This window comes from Mesorhizobium sp. M0051, from assembly GCF_040323235.1.
GTDB lineage: Bacteria > Pseudomonadota > Alphaproteobacteria > Rhizobiales > Rhizobiaceae > Mesorhizobium.
This window is the reverse complement of the sequence record NZ_JAMYUT010000021.1, coordinates 22,231-43,020: the sequence shown is the minus strand read 5'-3', so window position 1 is coordinate 43,020 and position 20,790 is coordinate 22,231. Positions and strand designations below refer to the sequence as shown.

The following is a 20,790-nucleotide window of genomic DNA, read 5'->3' as shown; positions in this document are numbered from 1 at the left end:
GATTATGCAACAAGTGTGACCGAGACGGAAATCTTTCGCGAGCCGGTCCCCTGAAAAGAGAGCGGGCTCGGATGGGCTCAGCCCTGCCGCGACGATTTGTAGACGTTGACGCCGAGCTCGCGGATCTTCTTGCGCAGCGTGTTGCGGTTCAAGCCCAGCAATTCGGCGGCCTTGATCTGATTGCCGCGGGTGGCCGTCATAGAGGCCAGGACCAGCGGGTACTCGACCTCGGCCAGAATGCGCTGGTAGAGGCCGGCGGGTGGCAAATCGCCGGCAAAGGAGGCGAAATAGCGCTGCAGGAAATGCTCGGCCGCCTGGCCGATCGACAGGTCGTCGGGAATGAGGTTGCCGCCGCCCGGTACGACCGGACGTTCGCCGGTCTTGAGCTCGGCCTCGATGATCTCGGCGGAAATCTCGTCCTGCGAATAGAGCGCGGCGAGCCTGCGAACGAGGTTTTCCAGTTCGCGCACATTGCCAGGCCAGGGATAGCGCTTCATCAGTTCGATGCCGCCCGAGGAGATGCGCTTGGTCTGCAGACCTTCCATCTCGCCGAGCTTGAAGAAGTGGCGGACAAGATCCGGCACATCCTCGGAGCGCTCGCGCAGCGCCGGCAACCTGAGCGGCACGACGTTGAGGCGATAGAAGAGATCCTCGCGGAAAAGCCCCTGGTTGATCAGCGTGCGCAGATCCTTGTTGGTGGCGGCAACGATGCGCACGTCGGTCTTGATCGGTGTGCGTCCGCCAACCGTCGTGTATTCGCCCTGCTGCAGGACGCGCAGCAGGCGCGTCTGCGCTTCCATCGGCATGTCGCCGATCTCGTCGAGAAACAGCGTGCCGCCCTCGGCCTGCTCGAAGCGACCGGTGGAGCGGTTCTGCGCGCCGGTGAAAGCGCCCTTCTCGTGACCGAACAGTTCCGATTCGATCAGATCGCGCGGGATCGCGGCCATGTTGATGGCAACGAATGGGCCGCCGCGACGGCGGCCATATTCATGCAGCGCGCGCGCCACCAGTTCCTTGCCGGTGCCGGACTCGCCCGAAATCATCACCGTCAGGTCGGTCTGCATCATGCGCGCCAGCATGCGGTAGATGTCCTGCATGGCGGCCGAGCGGCCGACCAGCGGCATGGCGTCTGGCTGTTCTTCCGGCCGCGCATCGATCTTCGGCCGCCGCGGCTCGGAAAGCGCCCGGTTGACGATGTTGAGCAGTTCGGTCAGGTCGAACGGCTTCGGCAGATATTCATAGGCGCCGGTTTCGGATGCGCGGATCGCCGTCATGAACGTGTTCTGGGCGCTCATGACGATAACCGGCAGTTCCGGCCGCGCCTTCTTGATGCGCGGCAACATGTCGAACGCGTTTTCGTCCGGCATCACCACATCGGTGATGACCAGATCGCCTTCGCCAGCCGCCACCCAGCGCCACAATGTCGAGGCGTTGGACGTGACGCGCACCTCGTGACCGACGCGTGAAAGCGCCTGGTTGAGGACGGTGCGGATCGCCGCATCGTCGTCGGCGACGAGAATATTGCCGCGAACGGTCATTTGCGGTCTCCTTCACCGTCTTCATCGGCGCCGTATGACGTTTCTTTCCAAGCTGGCATCAGGATGCGGAATGTGGTCCCGCGCGGCGTCGATTCGCATTCGATGATGCCGCCATGCTCGCCGACGATCTTGGCGACCAGCGCCAGCCCCAACCCCGAGCCGTTCGGCTTGGTGGTGATGAACGGGTCGAACAGGATCGGCAAAATATCTTCCGAGACGCCGGAGCCATTGTCGCGCACGCAGAATTCCAGCGGCAGCGATACGCGGTCCTGCGTGCCCGGAACGGAAACGCGGATGCCCGGCCGGAAGGCGGTCGACAGCACGATCTCGCCCTGAGGATCGCTGCCGATCGCCTCAGCAGCATTCTTGACCAGGTTGAGGAACACCTGGATGAGTTGGTCACGGTTGGCAAACACCGGAGGCAATGAAGGATCGTAATCCTCCATTATCTTGATTCTCTTGGCAAAACCGTTCTTGGCAATTGCCTTCACATGATCGAGCACGACATGGATGTTGACGGGATAGCGATCGATCGGCCGCTCATCGGAAAACACTTCCATGCGATCGACCAGCGACACGATGCGGTCGGTCTCGTCGGTGATCAGCCGCGTGAGCGCGCGATCCTCGTCGGAAGCCGACAGTTCGAGCAACTGGGCAGCGCCGCGGATGCCGGAAAGCGGGTTCTTGATCTCATGGGCAAGCATCGCCGCCAGGCCGGTGACCGAGCGGGCCGCGCCGCGATGCGTCATCTGCCGGTCGATCTTGTCGGCCATCGACCGTTCCTGGAACATCACCACGACGGAGCCAGGATATTCCGACACCGGCGCGACGTAGAGATCGACGACCTTCTCGATTCCGAGGCGCGGCGACGACACGTCGACCCGGTACTCGTTGACGGGAGCCCGGCGCTCGCGCACCTGATCGACCAGCGTCAGCAGCGGGCTGCCGAATGGAATGAGTTTAGACAGTGTGTTGCGCGCCAGCATGGTTGCGCTGGAGCGAAAGAAGTCTTCCGCGTCGGCGTTGGCGAAGGTGATGAACCCTTCCTCGCTGATCATGATCACCGGGCGACGGATGGTGTTGAGCACGATCTGGGCGGCATCCGCCATTTCAGCGCTTTGGGCAGCGGCGGCATTCATGCGGCGCTCCGCAGGTTCAGGGGTTGCGGATCGCGCGAAAACACATCGCGCAGCAAGGCAATGACGCGCGCGGGCTCCAATGCGGTCAAAATAGCTTTTCGGCTGTCGTCGTCAGCGACACCGTTGGCATGACGATCAAGATACCATCCAAGATGCTTGCGCGCCTGGCGCAGGCCGCTTTCGATGCCATAGAGCGCCAGTATGTCCTCATAATGCGAGACGATGTAAGCGGCCAAGGCTTGCCGACTGTCGGGCATGCCGGGCACAGTCTCGTTCCGTGCGGCCGCAGCAATGCCGCCTGCGATCCAGGGCGCGCCATAGTGCGCACGCCCAACCATGACGGCGTCAGCGCCGGATTGATCGAGAATGTCGGCAGCTTCTGCCGGGGAGCAGACATCGCCATTGGCGACGACAGGAATAGACACGGCTTCCTTGACGCGGGCGATAGCGCGCCAATCGGCCTTGCCTTGATAGAATTGGCAGCGCGTGCGGCCATGTACGGTCACCATCTTGACGCCGGCCTGTTCGGCGCGACGCGCCAGCATCGGCGCGTTGAGCGCGCCTTCGTCCCAGCCGAGCCGCATCTTGACCGTCACCGGCACGTCGACCGCGCCGACAACGGCGTCGATCAGCGACAGCGCATGGTCGAGATCCAGCATCAATGCCGAGCCGGCGTAACCCCCGGTGACCTTCTTGGCCGGGCAGCCCATGTTGATGTCGATGATGTCGGCGCCCTCGCCGGCAGCGATTCTGGCACCTTCGGCCATGTGCGCCGCCTCGCGGCCGGCAAGCTGGACCATATGGACCGGCAGGCCGGAGTGGCGTATGCGCAGGTTAAAACCGGCCCTGCCCTTGGCCAGCTCGCCGCTCGCCACCATTTCGGACACGACCAGGCCGGCGCCATGCGCGTGGGCGCGTTGCCGGAACGGCTCGTCTGATATTCCCGACATTGGCGCGAGAAACACGCGATTGCGGATTCTCACGCCGCCAACGTCAAGCGACGTTGCCAATTTGGTCAAGTTAACCATGCACAAAAACCAAGCATGTTCATTCGTTGCACATTCTCTAGCCAGAACTGCAGCAAAGTGCAACGCGGAATGACGCCACATTAAGGCGCAATTGGGAAAATGCCGGGCTTCGGCTTTGGCTGGCGACCAAGGCGCCGTGCGTCCCTCAGCACGGGCAATGGCACGCTTGGGAATTTCATACTTAGCGCACGATCTTTCCTAAAACCGATTACACTTTTCGGGATCGTGCGCTAGGACCAGTCGGCATGACTGACGCAAGTGAAAATCGCGTTTCAAGTGAGGATGGCAAGGTCGCCGTGGTGATCGTTGCGGCTGGCCGCGGCGCGCGCGCCGGACAGGCCAATGGGCCGAAGCAATATCAACATATTGGCGGCTATGCCGTCATCGCACACACGCTGGAAATTTTTCTGTCCCACCCGAGAACCAGCGAGGTCGTCGTCGCCATCCATGCCGACGACCACGAGCTGTTCCGGGAGGCGGCGGGTGCCAACGCCGAACGGGTCATCCTCGTCATGGGCGGGGCGACAAGGCAGGCATCGGTCCGACTGGGACTGCTTGCGCTGAGAAGCCACGCGCCGGGGCGAGTCCTGATCCACGATGCCGTCCGTCCATTCGTCGACGCGGACCTGATCGATCGCACGATCGCTGCCATTGGCGAGCGCGAGGGGGCGTTGCCTGCCCTGCCCGTTGCCGACACGCTGAAGCGTGAGTCGGCCTCTGGCGTGGTTGGCGAAACCGTTTCCCGCAGCGGACTTCACACGGCGCAAACGCCACAGGGCTTTCCATTCTGGCCGATTCTTGCCGCGCACGAGAAAGCCCATCATCTTGGAAGACTGGATTTCACCGACGACGCCGCGATCGCCGAATGGGCGAATATTCCGGTCAACATCGTTCCAGGCTCCCCTGATAACGTCAAACTCACCTGGGCAAGGGATATTGCGATGGCGGACCAGCGGCTCTCCGGCGAACGCGTGCGCTTTCCCGACATCCGTACCGGCAATGGTTACGACGTGCATGCGTTCGAACCCGGCGACCATGTCACCCTGTGCGGCGTCGCCATTGCGCACGACAAGAAACTGTCCGGCCATTCCGACGCCGATGTCGGCCTGCACGCGTTGACCGATGCGCTGCTGGCGACCTGCGGCGCCGGCGACATCGGCACGCATTTTCCGCCGACCGACCCGCAGTGGAAAGGCGCTGCGTCCCGGATATTCGTCGAGCACGCGGCAAGGCTGGTGCGCGAGCGCGGCGGACGCATCGCCAATGCCGACATCACGCTGATCTGCGAGGCGCCGCGTGTCGGCCCGCATCGTGATGCGATGACCGCAGCCCTGTCGCGGATGCTGGCAATTTCACCGGACCGCATCTCGATCAAGGCGACAACCAACGAGAAGCTCGGCTTTATCGGGCGCGAGGAAGGCATAGCGGCGATCGCAACCGCCAGCGTGGTGTTTCCAGGCGAGGTGCCGGAATGAGTAGCAGCGAGCTGGCAAATGCCTTGCTGCAAGCCTGCCAGAAGCGCGGCATCATGCTGGCAACGGCGGAAAGCTGCACCGGCGGCATGATCATCGCCGCGTTGACCGACATCGCCGGCTCCTCCGCCGTCGTCGAGCGCGGCTTCATCACCTATTCCAACGAAGCCAAGATCGACATGCTCGGCGTCTCCGCCACCACGCTTGAGACGTACGGCGCGGTTTCGCGCGAGACGGCGATTGAAATGGCGAAAGGCGCGCTAGACCGTTCGCGCGCCGGGCTTACTCTGGCGGTCACCGGCATTGCCGGGCCCGGCGGCGGTTCCACGGAAAAACCGGTCGGCCTGGTCTGGTTCTGTGTCGGGCTGGGCGGTCAGGCCGTGACCGTCGAACGCAAGATATTTGCCGACAAAGGTCGCGATTTCATCCGCCGCGAAACGGTCCGGCACGCGTTGGAACTGGGTCTGCGCGCGCTTGGCCAGAGTCAGGCCGAAGGTGCTGCACCGTAGATGACGTCGGCGCGCTTCTCGAAAGCCTCGGCGAACATGCGGAAAGCACGGTCGAACATGGTTCCCATCACGGCGCCCAGAATGCTGCTCTTGAACTCGTAGTCGATGAAGAAGCGGACCGTGCAGCCGGCGCCGCCGTCGGGCTCGAAACGCCAGACATTGCTCAGATATTTGAACGGGCCATCGATGTATTTCACGTCGATGGTGTTCTCGTCGGGCTTCAACAGCACCTGCGTCGTGAAGGTTTCGCGGATCGCCTTGTAGCCGATGGTCATGTCGGCGAGGAGAACCGTGCGCCCGTCACGCTCCTTGCGCGAGCGAACCGTCAGCGCCTCGCAAAGCGGCAGGAATTGCGGATAGGATTCTACATCGGCGACCAGCGCGAACATCTGGTCCGGCGTATGGGATACGCGGCGGGTGGCTTCAAACTTTGGCACGAAACCGGCTCCAAAGCCCGTCGCGGCGACGCAGATTCATGCGACGCGCTTTGGATTCGTTGTTTTTATGCATGTCGTTCTCCCAAAACCGAGGTCACTTTGGGCGACATGCACTAAAGCGATTTCCTGAGAGCCGCTTCCCGGGCGGCGCGCAGCCGGGCGAAATCGTCGCCGGCATGATGCGACGAGCGCGTCAGCGGGCTTGACGCCACCAGCAGGAAACCCTTGGTCCGGCCGATCGTCTCGAACGATTTGAACTCCTCCGGCGTGACGAAGCGGATCACCGGATGATGCTTCTTCGACGGCTGCAGATACTGGCCAATGGTCATGAAGTCGACATTGGCCGAACGCAGATCGTCCATCAGTTGCAGGATTTCGTTCCGCTCCTCGCCGAGACCCACCATGATGCCGGACTTGGTGAAGATCGACGGGTCGAGTTCCTTGACCCGCTGCAACAGCCTGATCGAATGGAAGTAGCGGGCGCCCGGACGAACCGTCAGGTAGTTCGACGGCACGGTTTCGAGATTGTGGTTGAAGACGTCGGGCTTGGCCGCCACGACGATCTCCAGCGCGCCATCCTTGCGCAGGAAGTCGGGCGTCAGGATTTCGATCGTCGTCGACGGCGTCGCGGCCCTGATGGCGCGGATGACCTCGGCGAAATGCCGCGCACCGCCATCGGCGAGATCGTCACGGTCGACCGAGGTGATCACGACATGCGTCAGCCCCATCTGCTTGACGGCGTGCGCGACGCGGGCCGGCTCATCGGGATCGAGTGCTGTCGGAATTCCGGTGGCGACGTTGCAGAAGGCACAGGCGCGCGTGCAGATTTCGCCCATGATCATGAAGGTGGCGTGCTTCTTCTCCCAGCACTCGCCGATGTTGGGGCAGCCGGCTTCTTCGCAGACTGTCACCAGCTTGTTCGACTTCACGATTTCGCGCGTTTCGGCATAGCCCTTCGACATCGGCGCCTTGACGCGGATCCAGTCCGGCTTGCGCAGCACGTCCTGGTCCGGCTTGTGCGCCTTTTCCGGATGCCGCAAGCGCGGAGCGTTGGCAATCGTATCGAGGACAGTGACCATCGGGAAACCTGGTTCGTTCGCGATCGCCTGTCGGGCGTTCGCTGTCATGACGTCATCTAAGACTTTTCAGCCCAAAGAAAAAGGCCGCGGCGGTGCATGCCGCAACAGCCTTTTTCGCATAGCAGATATTCAGCGGGGTTAACGGCGCACCAGGCGCCCTGCCCAGATCAGCAGGCAGGCACCGATAAAGCCGGTGATCAGGTAGGCAGTCCAGCCGACGCCGAACGGACCGAGATTGAGTGCCTGCAGAATGGCGTTCAGTACGATCGCGCCGACGATACCCAAAATAATGTTCATGAAGATGCCGGTGTTGCTCTTCATGACCATCTCGGCAAACCAACCCGCCAGCCCGCCGATGATGATGGCTGCGATCCAGCCCACGCCATTCACGTCCATACGTCCTCTCCTTGCACGAGTGAAAATGCATCCGGAAACGAACTGCTTTGCCGTCGAGATCCCGCAGCTTGAGCGATTGAGTCTCGTGCGGCCAATCTATCATGCGTTCAGCGCGCGACCATAGGCGTCGAGCACGCTTTCCTTCATCATTTCCGACAGCGTCGGGTGGGGGAAGATGGTGTGCATCAACTCTTCCTCGGTCGTTTCGAGGTTCATCGCCACGACAAAGCCCTGGATCAGCTCGGTCACTTCGGCGCCGACCATATGCGCACCAAGCAACTGACCGGTCTTCTTGTCGAAGATGGTCTTGATGAACCCCTGGTCCTCGCCGAGCGCGATGGCCTTGCCATTGGCGGCGAACTGAAAGCGTCCGACGCGGATGTCCTTGCCCTCGGCCTTGGCCTTCGCTTCCGTCAGGCCGACGGAGGCGACCTGCGGATTGCAATAGGTGCAGCCTGGAATCTTGAGCTTGTCGGTGGCATGCACGCCAGGGAAATTGGCAATCTTTTCAACGCACACCACGCCCTCATGCTCGGCCTTGTGGGCAAGCATCGGCGGGCCGGCGACATCGCCGATGGCATAGATGCCGGGCACATTGGTGTTGCCGTAACCGTCGATGACGATGCAGCCGCGCTCGGTCTTCACGCCGAGCGCCTCAAGGCCAAGATTCTCGATGTTGCCCTGCACGCCAACCGCCGAGATCATGCGGTCGGCGGTGATCTTCTCGACCTTGCCGTCCTTCATCTCGACATGCGCGGTGACCGAGTTGGCACCCTTCTCGACCTTGGTCACCTTGGCTTCTAGGATGATCTTCATGCCTTGCTTCTCGAACTGCTTTTGCGCGAATTTCGAGACTTCGGCGTCCTCGACCGGCATCACTGCAGGCAACAGTTCGACGACTGTCACATCGGCACCCATGGTGCGGTAGAACGAGGCGAATTCAATGCCGATGGCGCCGGAGCCCATGACCAGCAGCGACTTCGGCATCTCCTTCGGCACCATGGCCTCAAAATAGGTCCAGATCAGCTTGCCGTCGGGCTCGATGCCGGGCAGCGCACGTGGCCGGGCGCCGGTGGCCAGGATGATGTGCTTGGCGCCATAGGTGCCCTCAGCCTTGACGCCTTTCGGCATCGGCGGCTGCGGCTCCATCGGCTTCTTGGCCGTCTTGGACACGACGATCTCACCCAATTTGTCGCCTGAAGGAGCCTTGGACAGCTTGGCCTCGCCCCAGATGACGTCGACCTTGTTCTTCTTCATCAGGAAGGCTACGCCGCCATTGAGCCGCAGCGACACTTTCCGCGATCGGTCGACCACGGCCGACGTGTCGACGCTGACCTTGCCGTCTAGCTTCAGTCCGTAATCCTTCAGATGATCCGAATAATGCATGATCTCGGCCGAGCGCAGGAGCGCCTTGGTCGGTATGCAGCCCCAATTTAGGCAGATGCCGCCGAGATGCTCGCGCTCGATGATCGCCGTCTTGAAACCGAGCTGGGCGGAACGCACCGCCGTGACATAGCCGCCGGGGCCGGAGCCGATGATGATGACGTCATAGTTCTCAGCCACGGTTTTCTCCTTGATTCACAGTTCCAGCATGACGCGCACGAGCGGCGTCAGTGCCTTGCCGATGTTCCGCGTGTTTTCTGCATCGAGGTGGACGCCGTCGAGCGGGGTGGTTTGCGCCACGGTGCCAGCGTCGAAGAAGCCGCAACCGGCCTCATCGGCAAGGGCAGCGTAGAGCGGCGCCAGCCGGGTCGAAGCGTCGTCACCGCCGGCAAACATTTCCTTGAATTCGGCATTGTCGGTGCGGCTGACCACAGGCGGCGAAACGATCAGGATCTGCGGCGCCGACCAGTCGAATGGATAGTCGTGGCCGCGCACGATGTCGATCAGCCGCTGGATGCCTTGCTTGGCCGCTACCGGGTTGCCATGGATCCATGGCTTCATGTCGTTGGCGCCGAGCATGAAGACGATAAGATCAATCGGCGCATGCGTTGTCAGGACCGTTGGCAGCAGCCTGGCGCCGTTGCGATCGGCACCGGCCAGATGATCGTCGAAAGCCGTGGTGCGGCCATTGAGGCCTTCGGCAACGACTTCGGCGGCATCGCCGAGCCCCGCCTGCAGCACGCTTGGCCAGCGGTCTTCAAGCGGGTGGCGGCCACCTTCGGCGTTGTAGCCCCAGGTCAGCGAGTCGCCGTAGCAAAGAACCGTCTTCATGCGCTCACCTGTGCGTTAATCAAACCGCGTCTCAACCGCCAGCGCACGAACAGCCAATCACGAAGGCGGAAAGGCCGGTGAAGACTATCCGCACCGCCCTCTCCCTTCCTAGACAAGCATGCCCATCGGGTTCTCGATCAATCGCTTGAACGCGACCAGCAATTCGGCACCCAGCGCACCGTCGACGGCACGATGGTCGGTCGATAGCGTCACCGACATCACGGTGGCGATTTTGATCTCGCCGTTCTTGACCACTGCCCGCTCCTCGCCGGCGCCGACCGCCAGGATGGTTGCGTGCGGCGGGTTGATGACGGCGGCAAAGTCCTTGATGCCGAACATGCCGAGATTGGACACCGCCGTGGTGCCGCCCTGGTACTCTTCCGGCTTCAGCTTGCGGCTGCGGGCGCGGCTGGCCAGATCCTTCATCTCGTTGGAAATGGTGGATAGCGTCTTTTCGTCCGCCTTGCGGATGATCGGCGTGATCAGCCCACCGGGGATCGACACGGCAACGCCGACATCGGCATGCTTGTGCTTGACCATGGCGCTTTCCGTCCACGAGGCATTGGCATCCGGCACCGCCTTCAGCGCCATCGCCATCGCCTTGATGACCATGTCGTTGACCGACAGCTTGTAGGCAGGAGCGTCACCCTTGTCGGTCTTCTTCACCGGCGCTGCCGCATTGATCTGCGTACGCAGAGCCAGCAGTGCATCGAGTTCGCAGTCGAGCGTCAGGTAGAAATGCGGGATGGTGGTCTTGGCCTCGACCAGACGCCGGGCGATGGTCTTGCGCATGTTGTCATGCGGGACGAGTTCGTAGGAGCCCTGCTCGAACAGCTTCAGCACCTGATCGTCCGACATCGCTTTCACCGCAGGGGCAGCAGCCGGCGCGCCGGCGGGCGCGGCCTTGGCGGCAGGCGCCTTGGCACCGCCACCGGCAATCGCCGCGTCGACATCGGCCTTGACCACGCGGCCATGGGGGCCGGTGCCCGTCACGGCAGACACGTCGACGCCGGCATCCCTGGCGATGCGGCGTGCGAGCGGCGAGGCGAAGGTACGCTCGCCAGTTGCATGGCCGTTGGCAACCGGAGCCGACTCTGCCTTGGGGGCGGTTGCAGCAGGCTCGGCCTTTGGTGTCCCGGCCTTCGGTGCTTCAGCCTTGGGAGCCTCTGCTTTCGGCGCCTCCGCTTTCGCTGGTTCGGCAGCTCCACCGTTCTTCGCAGCAGCCGCTGCGTCCTCGCCTTCGGCGGCGAGGACGGCAATCAGCGCATTGACTTTCACGCCTTCGGTGCCGGCGGGAACGACGAGCTTTGCAACGGTGCCTTCATCGACGGCCTCGACTTCCATCGTCGCCTTGTCGGTCTCGATCTCGGCTATGACATCGCCCGGCGAAACCTTGTCGCCTTCCTTGACGAGCCATTTGGAGACATTGCCCTCTTCCATCGTGGGCGACAGGGCCGGCATGGTGATGTTGATTGGCATTTTGTCCTCCCGCCCGATTCAGCGATACGTGACGGCTTTGACCGCCTCGATGACCTCGCCGACATTCGGCAAAGCCAGCTTTTCGAGGTTGGCCGCATAGGGCATCGGCACATCCTTGCCGGCAATGGTGATCACCGGAGCGTCGAGGAAGTCGAAGGCGCGCTGCGACACCTGGTTGGCGATATGGTCGCCGACCGAACTCTGCGGGTAGCCTTCCTCCACCACAACCAACCGGTTGGTCTTCTTGACCGAGGCGATGATGGTGTCGAGGTCGAGCGGCCGGATGGTCCTGAGATCGATGATCTCGACGTCGATGCCCAGGCCGCGCAGTTCGGCCTCTGCCTTCAACGCATAGGTCATGCCGATGCCGAAAGAGACGATAGTGACGTCCTTGCCAGTCTTGTGGATGCGCGCCTTGCCGATCGGCAACACGAAATCGTCCAGCTTAGGGACGTCGAAGGACTGCCCGTAAAGGATTTCGTTCTCGAGGAAGATAATCGGGTTCGGGTCGCGGATCGCCGCCTTGAGCAAGCCCTTGGCGTCGGCGGCGGTGTAAGGCATCACCACTTTCAGGCCTGGAATGTGGCTGTACCAAGCGGCGTAGCACTGCGAGTGCTGGGCAGCGACCCTGGCAGCAGCGCCGTTCGGTCCACGGAACACGATCGGCGCGCCCATCTGGCCGCCCGACATATAGAGCGTCTTGGCGGCGGAGTTGATGATCTGGTCGATCGCCTGCATGGCGAAGTTGAAGGTCATGAACTCGACGATCGGCTTCAGGCCGGCCATCGCCGCACCGACGCCGACGCCGGCAAAGCCGTGCTCGGTGATCGGTGTGTCGACGACACGGCGTGGTCCGAATTCCTGCAGCAGGCCTTGCGTGATCTTGTAGGCGCCTTGGTACTCGGCGACCTCCTCGCCCATGACAAAAACATCGGCGTCGCGGCGCATTTCCTCGGCCATCGCATCGCGCAGTGCTTCGCGCACCGTGGTGGAGACCATTTCCGTGCCGGCGGGAATATCCGGATCGGCGGCGATCTCGGTCTTCGGAGCGGCAGCGACCGGTGCGGCGGCGGGCTTTGCGGCCTCCGCCTTGTCCTTGGCGACTGGAGCCTCGGCTTTATCAGGCGCTTCCGCCTTGGCGGGAGCCGCGGACTTGCCGATATCTCCGGCGCTTTCGCCATCCTGCAGCAGCACTGCGATCGGGGTGTTGACCTTGACGCCTTCGGTGCCGGCGGCAATCAGGATCTTGCCCAGCGTGCCTTCGTCAACGGCTTCGACTTCCATCGTCGCCTTGTCAGTCTCGATCTCGGCGATGACGTCGCCGGCGACGACCTTGTCGCCCTCGTTCTTCAACCACTTGGAAAGATTGCCCTCTTCCATGGTCGGCGAGAGAGCGGGCATGAGAATTTCTATCGGCATGTCCTTGCCCTCCCGTTACAATACAATGTCGGTCCAGAGCTCGGACGGATCCGGCTCCGCGTCGTGCTGGGCAAATTCGGCGGCATCCGCAACGATGTCGCGAACCTCCTTGTCGATGGCCTTCAGCTCATCCTCGGTCGCCCACTTCTTCTCGGTCAACCGCGCCTTGACCTGCTCGATCGGGTCATGGTCCGAGCGCATCTTCTGCACCTCTTCCTTGGAGCGGTATTTCGCCGGGTCGGACATCGAGTGACCGCGGTAGCGGTAGGTCTGCATTTCGAGAATGATCGGCCCGTTGCCGGCGCGACACCATTCCGTCGCCTGATCGCCCGCTGCCTTCACGGCGCGCACATCCATGCCGTCGACCTGGATGCCTGGAATCTTGAAGGAGGCGCCGCGATGCGAAAAATTGGTTTCCGCCGAGGAGCGCGAAACCGAGGTGCCCATGGCGTAGCGATTGTTCTCGATGATGTAGATCACCGGCAGCTTCCACAGCGAGGCCATGTTGAAGCTTTCATAGACCTGGCCCTGATTGGCCGCACCGTCGCCGAAATAGGTCAGCGAGACATTGTTGTTGTCGCGGTAGCGGTTGGCGAAGGCCAGCCCGGTGCCGAGCGACACCTGCGCGCCGACGATGCCGTGGCCACCGTAAAAATGCTTTTCCTTGGAGAACATGTGCATGGAGCCGCCCTTGCCCCGTGACAGGCCGCCGCGACGTCCGGTCAGCTCGGCCATGACGCCGCGTGGCGACAGTTCCATAGCCAGCATGTGGCCATGGTCGCGATAGGCGGTGATCATCTGATCGCCGTCGATAAGCGCCATCTTCATGCCGGTCACGACCGCTTCCTGGCCGATGTAGAGGTGGCAGAAGCCGCCAATGAAACCCATGCCGTAAAGCTGGCCGGCCTTTTCCTCGAAACGACGGATGAGCAGCATGTGTCGGTAGGCGGCGAGCTCTTCGTCCTTGGTGAATTCGGAAGGCTTGGGAGCCGAAAGCCCCGATTTACCGTCGGATTTGGATTTGGCAGGCGCTTTTCTGGCGGCGGTAGCCATGCATCACTCCCTATTGGCGTCTCTTTGTGGACATTTGAGCAAGATGAAATCTGCCCCGGGGAGATCAGCTCCTCCCCACCGATTTGCGGGAGGCTAACACGCGTCAGCGCGTTGCGCCATGCCGAAATTGCATAGCTGGCATGCGCCTAAGCGATTAAAATCATTGAAAATATTGGCGATTAACTCAATATCGGTTATTTCCCTGAGGCCGGCAACATGATGGTGATTTCATCAGCCTGGGACAAATTGAGCGCCTTGCGCGCCTGCTCGTCGAGCATGTCCTTCTCAAGCGTGCCTTCATGCATGAGCCGAACACGCCGCTCGAGTTCCATCCGACGCGCTTTGATCGCATCGAGCTGGCTTTGCAGCGCAACCGTTTGGGCTTCCAGCTGGTATTTCGAGTTGATGCCGAATTCGCCATGATAGGCATGAAAGCCGAAATAGGCCAGGAACGCCGCGCAGAGCGAGGGGATGATCAGCCGGCCGGTGTTTCTCTGCTTGTGCTGACGCGTCCACATCGCTCGAATCCTCGCAGCCGCGAACTCAGGCGGCTCAGGATCTTTTCGCCCGATTGTGCTTAACGGACGGTTACGGATGACGGGCTTAGCGACCGCCGAAATGAAAAAGGGCAGGAATGCCCCGCCCTTTCATCCAATATACAGGGATTCCAGGTGTTCGGGATCAGCCCTTGACTACCGACTTGCCGGCATAGCTTGCCTGCTTGCCAAGCTGTTCCTCGATGCGGATCAGCTGGTTGTATTTGGCCATGCGGTCCGAGCGCGACAGCGAGCCGGTCTTGATCTGTCCGCAATTGGTGGCAACGGCGAGATCGGCGATCGTCGAATCCTCGGTTTCGCCCGAACGGTGCGACATGACGGCGGTGTAGCCGGCCTTGTGCGCGGTCTCGACGGCGTCGAGCGTTTCCGTCAGCGAGCCGATCTGATTGACCTTGACCAGGATCGAATTGGCAACACCCATGCGGATGCCGTCGCGCAGCCGTGCGGTGTTGGTGACGAACAAATCGTCGCCGACCAGCTGGGTCTTCTTGCCGATCAGGTCGGTGAGGTACTTCCAGCCTTCCCAGTCGTCCTCGGCCAGGCCATCCTCGATCGAGATGATAGGATAGTCGGCGGCGAGCTTGGCCAGGTATTTGGCCTGGGCCTTGGGGTCGCGCGTCTTCTTCTCGCCTTCATAGACATAATTGCTGTCCTTGAAGAACTCGGTCGCGGCGCAATCGAGACCGAGCGCAATCTCTTCGCCTGGCTTGAAGCCGGCCTGCTCGATCGATTCCATGATGAAATCGAGCGCCACTGGCGCACTCTTCAGGTTCGGGGCAAAGCCGCCCTCGTCGCCGACATTGGTGTTGTGACCGGCGTCCTTCAGCTTCTTGCGCAGCGTGTGGAATATCTCCGATCCCCAGCGAACACCTTCGCGCAGCGTCGGCGCGCCGATCGGCAGGATCATGAATTCCTGAAAGTCGATCGGATTGTCGGCATGGGCGCCACCATTGATGATGTTCATCATCGGCACCGGCAGGACATGCGCCTTGGTGCCGCCGACATAGCGGTAGAGCGGCAGGCCAGCGGCTTCGGCCGCTGCCTTGGCCACCGCCAGCGACACGCCGAGAATGGCATTGGCGCCGAGGCGGCTCTTGTTGGGCGTGCCGTCAAGCTCGATCATGGTCTGGTCGATATGGATCTGGTTTTCGGCTTCCATGCCGCCGATCGCCTCGAACAGCTCGCCGTTGACCGCTTCAACGGCCTTGAGCACGCCCTTGCCGAGATAGCGGGCGCCGCCGTCACGCAGTTCGACGGCCTCGTGAGCGCCGGTCGAAGCGCCCGATGGCACCGCCGCGCGGCCCATCGAGCCGTCTTCGAGAATGACATCGACCTCGACGGTCGGATTTCCACGGCTGTCCAGGATTTCACGCCCGACAATGTCGACGATGGCGGTCATTGCAATGTCCTCGATTGATCTGAAGAAGCGTCGCGCCCGTCTTAGCCAAAGTGCTGCAAAAGGCAATCGGCCGGCGCGCAATTTTTGGGCGACATGCACCACGATTCACGAAGCGCAAATCGCTGTCATCATAAGTCATGTGCGGCAGGGCCGCTTCCGGCTATGGTGCGGGTGCGCGGGGCGAAACAGGAGGAGTTTCGCCATGTCTCAGTTGAGTGGTATCGTGTGTCTGTTCCTGATCGCGGCTGCGTTCCTGACGTCGTGCGACAACCAGCAGTCGCCGCCCAAGGCGATGGCCCCCTTGCAGATCAGCAAATAGCTGCTGCATCAAACAAAATGGCCCCGTCGAGACGGGGCCATTTTGTTTGAGCCGTCAATGCCAGTAGGGCGTGACCTTGTAGTAGTCGTAGGATGCGTCGCGAGCGATCTCGCCATCCGCGCCGGCCAGTTCATTGATCGAATAGGCAGGTGCGGCCTTCAACTGCTCCTTGGAGAACGGTACGACATAGCCGCCCTTGTCCTCGTCATAGTCGAGGCTCGCCCACGGTATCGCGTGATACTTCTCGCCGATGCCGAGGAAGCCGCCAAAACCGATCACCGCGAACATGATGCCGTTCGACATCTTGTCGAGCATGACGTCCTGAATGGTGCCGATACTTCTGCCTTCGGTGTTGTAGACCGACGTGCCGATGACTCGCGAAGCCGCGATAGCTTCGGTGTGGCCAGTCTGGGTTGTCATGGTCTTGCTCCTCATTGTCGTTGAACTCTGCTTGGACAATGAGGGCTGCGGGCGAAGGTTCCCGACTTTTTCGGCGGCCGCCGGTCACTCCGCGAGGATGAAAGTGACCTTCATGTTAACGCGATAGGCGGCGATCTTGCCGTCCTGGACGACGATCTTCTGATCCTGGATCCAAGCACCTTCGACGTTCTTCAGGGTTTTCGATGCTCGCGCAATCCCCTGTTCGATGGCGTCTTGAAAGCTCTTCTTCGACGACGACGTGATTTCGGTGACGCGGGCGACGGACATGGCTTCCTCCTGCCAAAGCGCTCATTTGCCAGGCAAAGCGTACAGCCGGCCCATGCCTTCCACAAGCGCCGGCAGTCGGAGAGGATGCGTCTGGCTTAGTGACCCTTGGCGATGCGATCGAATGCCATCAGCCGTTCGAGCAGGGCCGGCATGTCCTTCAGCGGCAGCATGTTCGGGCCGTCGGATGAGGTCGAATTGTCCGGATCCTGGTGGGTTTCGATGAACACGCCGGCAACGCCGACAGCGACGGCGGCGCGGGCCAGAGTCTCGACAAAGCGGCGCTCGCCGCCCGAGGAACCACCCTGCCCGCCCGGCTGCTGTACCGAATGCGTGGCGTCGAAGATCACCGGCGCGCCGATCTCGGCCATGACAGGCAAAGCGCGCATGTCGGACACCAGCGTATTGTAGCCGAAGGAAGCGCCGCGCTCGGTGGTCAGCACATTGGCATTGCCGGAACCGGTGATCTTGGCGACGACGTTCTTCATGTCCCAAGGGGCTAGGAACTGTCCCTTCTTCACGTTGATGACCTTGCCGGTCCTGGCGGCGGCGACCAGCATGTCGGTCTGGCGTGACAGGAAAGCCGGAATTTGCAGGACGTCGACATGCGGCGCGACGATGGCGCACTGCTCCTCTGTGTGGACATCGGTCAGCACGGAAAGCGAAAATTCCTTGCGCAGTTCGTCGAAAACGGGAAGGGCTGCATCCATGCCGGCACCCCGCGTCGCCGACAGCGAGGTGCGGTTGGCCTTGTCGTAGCTGGTCTTGTAGACGAGGCCTATGCCGAGCTTGCCGGTCAGCTCCTTCAGCGCGCCGGCCATGTCGAAGGCATGCTGGCGCGATTCAAACTGGCAAGGGCCGGCTATCAGCGACAAAGCCGCGTTGTTGTCGAACACGACATTGCCGACGGTTACCGACGAATTGGGCGCCAGGGGTTTGCTCATGGGATCTCCCGGAAGACGAAGGCCGCGCCCTGTCCGGGTGCAGGCTGCACGACGATATCATGGCCGGCTATATCGTGTTGGATGGAATTGGCTGCAAGCAGCCTCGATGTCACATCGGCGCTCCGGACCGAAAAGACGACCGCGGCGAAGCGAAGGTTCGTCGGCCGGCCGGCAGGCAGGCCGTAACGCGCGGTGAAAGATGCTGGGTCGAGCACGCTCAAACCTGCATTCGGCAAGTGAAATGCGCCGCCCTGGCCATCGGCGGTCGGATCGCCCACCGCCACCGAAATCAATCCATGCTGTTCGGCAGGTTGATCGCTGACCGCCACGATCTCGACAATTCCAGTGGCGCCGTTGGCGTGCGCCTGCGAAGCTGAACGGTCCACATCAGGCGCGTTGACCCGCTCGCAGGCAAACAGGAAGGCGTCCGTGGCCTTGGCTCCCGCTGCAAAGGCGAGCTTGAACGATGCGATGTCGCTTTTCCCCGCCGAGTCCATGAAGGCGCGCGAAAAGCTCAGCATGTGTCCCGCCGAGATGCCGGCCGCGAGGTAGCGCGCATGGTCTTCATCCGCGTTGCCGGTACCCAGGACCACGGCGGAAAATCCCTCGCCGCCATGGTTGTTGCGATAGAGCCGGTCGCGCGCGACGAACACATTGCCATCGGCAATGGCTGTCGTCGCCACTTGTCCATCGCCAATTGCGAGCGGTTCGAGATAGGTGCCGTCGGCGAGGAACACACAACAGTTTTCGGTCCCGAAGGGATGTATCCCGGTCGGAGCAACAACGAAGCCGAGCGAGGTAAGCCGGGCGCGCGCCACATCAAGCTTCTGCGTGGGCAGCACCAGGTGATCGAGCGGATGGGTGCCGGCAGCTGTGTTTCGGGTCATGCAGGCGCGATGTGCATCATTCTGCAAGGCGGTTCAAGGCTTGATCGCAATCGCGGCCGGAGCGTAGTCTCGATCAGCTCCCGGCGATGACATCGGCCGAATAACGAAGTTCTCGCATTGGTTTGACCTTGCTGGTGGTCCGCGCATAGAGCGGGTGCGCCTTGTAGGCGGCCAGCGCGGCGGCATCGGCGAATTCCGCATAAACGACCACATCGACCTCGTCCGACAGTGGATCCACCTTGGTGTTCAGCGTCACTTCAAAGAGGCTGGAATGAGGAATGTCGCCGAGCGCAAGCAGGCCCGCGCGCACCGCCTCCACATCCTCTTTGCGCCGCGCGCTGAAGAAAACGATATGCCGGATCAACGCCGCCTCCTCGATCTAAATGCCGGAGGTCTTTTGTGACGGCATGACGGTGGCGTCAATCGACAAGGATGTCGCGGCTGCCGGTGATTCGCATGGACGCTAGATATTGCTGGTGACGGACCGCACGACGTGCGTGGCACCCCTCACCGTGGAGTCGAGATACCGGCCCTGATTGTATATGCCATCCCAGATCAGGAAAAACGCGACGGCGGCAATGACGGCTACATAACGCATGGCTAAATCTATCGCATAGGTCATGCCGCAGCCATAGTGTTTTTGGCGCGTTCGGCCTTTGCTGCGCAAAAAGTCAGATACACCGCCGACAAGCGCCAATCACTTGGCACAGCCCGGCTTGCAGCCTGCCTCTTGAAGTTCTCCCTCATGACGTGGAAGATTGCCGCAGGGGTTCACTGGGAAGCGCTGAAGCTCAGGCGAAAAAAGGGCGCGCGCTTTCGTTCGAAACCGCCGATCGCGGAACCGGTCAGCTACCGGGATCAGGCAACAGCGTTCGAACCTGGCGAATGAACCGCGAGAACCGGTGCTCGGCAATTTGCGCCGATACCGCGGAGGTCAGGGACGCGTGAGATGGCACACCAAGAACATCATGGCATTGCGTTGAGCGACGCGGTCAGGCTCGACGAATTCAATTTCGCCGAGATCGTCAAGGGTCTACCGGCCAAGGCGCGCATGGTGCTGTCGGCGGCGATGAACCTGCCGCGCGGTTCGCTAAAGGTCAGAATGCCCGACGGTCGCGCCGTCCTCGTCGGCGGCAAGGGACCCGGCCCGGACGCCGAACTGGTGCTCAAGAATTGGCGACTGCCCGGCCGCGCCTTTTCCGGCGGCACGATCGGCGTGGCCGAATCCTACATGGATGGTGATTGGGATAGCCCCGATGTGACCAGTTTCCTGGAGCTGTTCGTGATCAATTCGACCATCGGCGAGCGTATCGCGGGTGGCGCCAACTGGCTGATCAACACCGTCCAGCGCATTCGCCACTGGTTCAACCAGAACACACGCACCGGCTCGGCGCGCAACATCTCGGCGCATTACGACCTTGGCAACGCCTTCTATAAGCAATGGCTCGATCCGAGCATGACCTATTCCTCAGCACTCTACACGACCGGTGCCAACGACCTCGAAGGCGCCCAGGCCGCCAAATATCGCGCGCTGGCGAAGGACATAGGCATCGGCCCGAAGGACCACGTGCTGGAAATCGGCTGCGGTTGGGGTGGCTTCGCCGAATTCGCGGCGCGCGAGATCGGTTGTCGGGTGACCGGGCTGACGATCAGCCGCGAGCAGCATGACTTCGCTACGGCGCGCATCGCCAAGGCCGGGCTTGACGATAAGGTCGACATCAAGCTGCAGGATTATCGCGACGAAACCGGCACCTATGACCGCATTGCCTCGATCGAGATGTTCGAGGCCGTCGGCGAGAAATACTGGCCGGTGTTCTTCAGCAAGATGAAGGCATGCCTGAAGCCCGGCGGCACGGCAGGCCTGCAGATCATCACCATCAACGAAGCTTCCTACGACACCTATCGCGCCAGGCCGGATTTCATCCAGCGCTACGTGTTCCCAGGTGGCATGCTGCCTACGCCATCGATCCTGAAATCACTCGGCAAAGATCACGGTCTTGCCCATCTGCGCGAGCGCATCTTTCCGGACGACTACGCGCGCACGCTCGCCGAATGGCGTCTCAGGTTCTGGGCCTCATGGGAGAAGATCGTCCCGCTCGGCTTCGACGATCGCTTCAAGAAGCTCTGGGAGTTCTACTTGCATTATTGCGAGGCCGGATTCCGCGCCAGCTACATCGACGTGCGCCAGGTGGTCTACAAGGCGTAGGTCGACGCCG

The 20,790-nt window shown here is 61.8% G+C and carries 24 protein-coding genes; 5 read left to right on the top strand and 19 right to left on the bottom strand.

Going from position 1 to position 20,790, the window contains the following annotated elements:
- Nucleotides 1-77: 77 nt before the first annotated feature.
- Genes ntrC through dusB form a run of 3 tightly spaced genes read right to left on the bottom strand, consistent with a single transcriptional unit; the run spans nucleotide 78 to nucleotide 3,705 of the window.
- Entirely contained in the window at nucleotides 78-1,538 is a 1,461-nt protein-coding gene (gene ntrC, locus NKJ90_RS21165; RefSeq protein ID WP_023757916.1) for a nitrogen regulation protein NR(I), read from the bottom strand.
- Entirely contained in the window at nucleotides 1,535-2,677 is a 1,143-nt protein-coding gene (locus NKJ90_RS21160; RefSeq protein ID WP_023757917.1) for a two-component system sensor histidine kinase NtrB, read from the bottom strand. The genes ntrC and NKJ90_RS21160 overlap by 4 nt, the downstream gene beginning before the upstream one ends.
- Nucleotides 2,674-3,705: a tRNA dihydrouridine synthase DusB gene (dusB, locus tag NKJ90_RS21155; RefSeq protein ID WP_023757918.1), complete on the bottom strand. Its 1,032-nt coding sequence runs from the start codon at nucleotides 3,703-3,705 to the stop codon at nucleotides 2,674-2,676. Before dusB ends, NKJ90_RS21160 begins: the two co-directional genes overlap by 4 nt.
- A gap of 245 nt (nucleotides 3,706-3,950) precedes the next feature.
- On the opposite strand from dusB, the gene NKJ90_RS21150 reads away from it, so the two are divergent.
- Together NKJ90_RS21150 and NKJ90_RS21145 are read left to right on the top strand one after the other, a co-directional pair.
- On the top strand, nucleotides 3,951-5,180 hold the full coding sequence (locus NKJ90_RS21150) for a bifunctional 2-C-methyl-D-erythritol 4-phosphate cytidylyltransferase/2-C-methyl-D-erythritol 2,4-cyclodiphosphate synthase (protein WP_023757919.1): 1,230 nt from the start codon (nucleotides 3,951-3,953) through the stop codon (nucleotides 5,178-5,180).
- A complete protein-coding gene (locus NKJ90_RS21145) occupies nucleotides 5,177-5,686 on the top strand; it encodes a CinA family protein (RefSeq protein ID WP_023757920.1) in 510 nt (169 codons plus the stop codon). Before NKJ90_RS21150 ends, NKJ90_RS21145 begins: the two co-directional genes overlap by 4 nt.
- On the opposite strand, the gene NKJ90_RS21140 is transcribed toward NKJ90_RS21145, so the two are convergent.
- From NKJ90_RS21140 to eno, 10 genes are all read right to left on the bottom strand, one after another.
- Nucleotides 5,662-6,123 (bottom strand): type II toxin-antitoxin system RatA family toxin, encoded by a 462-nt coding sequence (locus NKJ90_RS21140; RefSeq protein WP_352486707.1) that lies wholly within the window; start codon nucleotides 6,121-6,123, stop codon nucleotides 5,662-5,664. The two genes, NKJ90_RS21145 and NKJ90_RS21140, sit on opposite strands and share 25 nt — an antisense overlap.
- Before the next feature lie 113 nt (nucleotides 6,124-6,236).
- The gene (gene lipA, locus NKJ90_RS21135) at nucleotides 6,237-7,202 is read right to left on the bottom strand and encodes a lipoyl synthase (RefSeq protein WP_023757922.1); all 966 of its coding nucleotides are present in this window, start codon (nucleotides 7,200-7,202) and stop codon (nucleotides 6,237-6,239) included.
- 138 nt (nucleotides 7,203-7,340) lie between these two features.
- A complete protein-coding gene (locus NKJ90_RS21130) occupies nucleotides 7,341-7,598 on the bottom strand; it encodes a GlsB/YeaQ/YmgE family stress response membrane protein (RefSeq protein WP_023757923.1) in 258 nt (85 codons plus the stop codon).
- A 99-nt stretch (nucleotides 7,599-7,697) separates the two neighbouring features.
- Nucleotides 7,698-9,161 carry a dihydrolipoyl dehydrogenase gene (gene lpdA / locus NKJ90_RS21125; protein ID WP_023757924.1) on the bottom strand — a complete coding sequence of 488 codons (1,464 nt, stop codon included), beginning with the start codon at nucleotides 9,159-9,161 and terminating at the stop codon, nucleotides 7,698-7,700.
- A 15-nt stretch (nucleotides 9,162-9,176) separates the two neighbouring features.
- Nucleotides 9,177-9,812 carry an SGNH/GDSL hydrolase family protein gene (locus tag NKJ90_RS21120; RefSeq protein WP_023757925.1) on the bottom strand — a complete coding sequence of 212 codons (636 nt, stop codon included), beginning with the start codon at nucleotides 9,810-9,812 and terminating at the stop codon, nucleotides 9,177-9,179.
- Between the two features lie 108 nt (nucleotides 9,813-9,920).
- A complete protein-coding gene (locus NKJ90_RS21115; protein WP_352486705.1) occupies nucleotides 9,921-11,291 on the bottom strand; it encodes a pyruvate dehydrogenase complex dihydrolipoamide acetyltransferase in 1,371 nt (456 codons plus the stop codon).
- An 18-nt stretch (nucleotides 11,292-11,309) separates the two neighbouring features.
- Entirely contained in the window at nucleotides 11,310-12,710 is a 1,401-nt protein-coding gene (locus NKJ90_RS21110; protein WP_023757926.1) for a pyruvate dehydrogenase complex E1 component subunit beta, read from the bottom strand.
- A 15-nt stretch (nucleotides 12,711-12,725) separates the two neighbouring features.
- Complete coding sequence (gene pdhA, locus NKJ90_RS21105) at nucleotides 12,726-13,763, bottom strand: pyruvate dehydrogenase (acetyl-transferring) E1 component subunit alpha (RefSeq protein ID WP_023757927.1); 1,038 nt, start codon at nucleotides 13,761-13,763, stop codon at nucleotides 12,726-12,728.
- Between the two features lie 194 nt (nucleotides 13,764-13,957).
- Nucleotides 13,958-14,281 (bottom strand): FtsB family cell division protein, encoded by a 324-nt coding sequence (locus NKJ90_RS21100; RefSeq protein ID WP_023757928.1) that lies wholly within the window; start codon nucleotides 14,279-14,281, stop codon nucleotides 13,958-13,960.
- 163 nt (nucleotides 14,282-14,444) lie between these two features.
- Nucleotides 14,445-15,719 (bottom strand): phosphopyruvate hydratase, encoded by a 1,275-nt coding sequence (gene eno, locus NKJ90_RS21095; RefSeq protein WP_023757929.1) that lies wholly within the window; start codon nucleotides 15,717-15,719, stop codon nucleotides 14,445-14,447.
- Here eno and NKJ90_RS21090 point away from each other — a divergent pair.
- Complete coding sequence (locus tag NKJ90_RS21090) at nucleotides 15,709-16,038, top strand: hypothetical protein (protein ID WP_198032190.1); 330 nt, start codon at nucleotides 15,709-15,711, stop codon at nucleotides 16,036-16,038. The two genes, eno and NKJ90_RS21090, sit on opposite strands and share 11 nt — an antisense overlap.
- A gap of 54 nt (nucleotides 16,039-16,092) precedes the next feature.
- On the opposite strand, the gene NKJ90_RS21085 is transcribed toward NKJ90_RS21090, so the two are convergent.
- The 6 genes from NKJ90_RS21085 to NKJ90_RS21060 form a co-directional block, all read right to left on the bottom strand.
- Nucleotides 16,093-16,458, bottom strand: a complete 366-nt coding sequence (locus NKJ90_RS21085) for a PRC-barrel domain-containing protein (protein ID WP_023757931.1) — start codon at nucleotides 16,456-16,458, stop codon at nucleotides 16,093-16,095.
- Between the two features lie 84 nt (nucleotides 16,459-16,542).
- Nucleotides 16,543-16,746: a dodecin family protein gene (locus NKJ90_RS21080; RefSeq protein WP_352486701.1), complete on the bottom strand. Its 204-nt coding sequence runs from the start codon at nucleotides 16,744-16,746 to the stop codon at nucleotides 16,543-16,545.
- A 95-nt stretch (nucleotides 16,747-16,841) separates the two neighbouring features.
- Nucleotides 16,842-17,687, bottom strand: a complete 846-nt coding sequence (gene kdsA / locus NKJ90_RS21075) for a 3-deoxy-8-phosphooctulonate synthase (RefSeq protein WP_031259712.1) — start codon at nucleotides 17,685-17,687, stop codon at nucleotides 16,842-16,844.
- Nucleotides 17,684-18,574: a VOC family protein gene (locus tag NKJ90_RS21070; RefSeq protein ID WP_023757934.1), complete on the bottom strand. Its 891-nt coding sequence runs from the start codon at nucleotides 18,572-18,574 to the stop codon at nucleotides 17,684-17,686. The genes kdsA and NKJ90_RS21070 overlap by 4 nt, the downstream gene beginning before the upstream one ends.
- A gap of 73 nt (nucleotides 18,575-18,647) precedes the next feature.
- Nucleotides 18,648-18,938, bottom strand: a complete 291-nt coding sequence (locus NKJ90_RS21065) for a Dabb family protein (protein WP_023757935.1) — start codon at nucleotides 18,936-18,938, stop codon at nucleotides 18,648-18,650.
- A 99-nt stretch (nucleotides 18,939-19,037) separates the two neighbouring features.
- Nucleotides 19,038-19,172: a hypothetical protein gene (locus NKJ90_RS21060; protein WP_023757936.1), complete on the bottom strand. Its 135-nt coding sequence runs from the start codon at nucleotides 19,170-19,172 to the stop codon at nucleotides 19,038-19,040.
- A gap of 42 nt (nucleotides 19,173-19,214) precedes the next feature.
- Here NKJ90_RS21060 and NKJ90_RS21055 point away from each other — a divergent pair, with 42 nt between their 5' ends.
- Together NKJ90_RS21055 and NKJ90_RS21050 are read left to right on the top strand one after the other, a co-directional pair.
- A complete protein-coding gene (locus tag NKJ90_RS21055; protein WP_023757937.1) occupies nucleotides 19,215-19,463 on the top strand; it encodes a DUF1365 family protein in 249 nt (82 codons plus the stop codon).
- Nucleotides 19,464-19,523: 60 nt separating this feature from the next.
- Nucleotides 19,524-20,780, top strand: coding sequence for an SAM-dependent methyltransferase (locus NKJ90_RS21050; RefSeq protein WP_023757938.1), 1,257 nt, complete (start codon nucleotides 19,524-19,526; stop codon nucleotides 20,778-20,780).
- The last annotated feature ends 10 nt before the right edge of the window (nucleotides 20,781-20,790 follow it).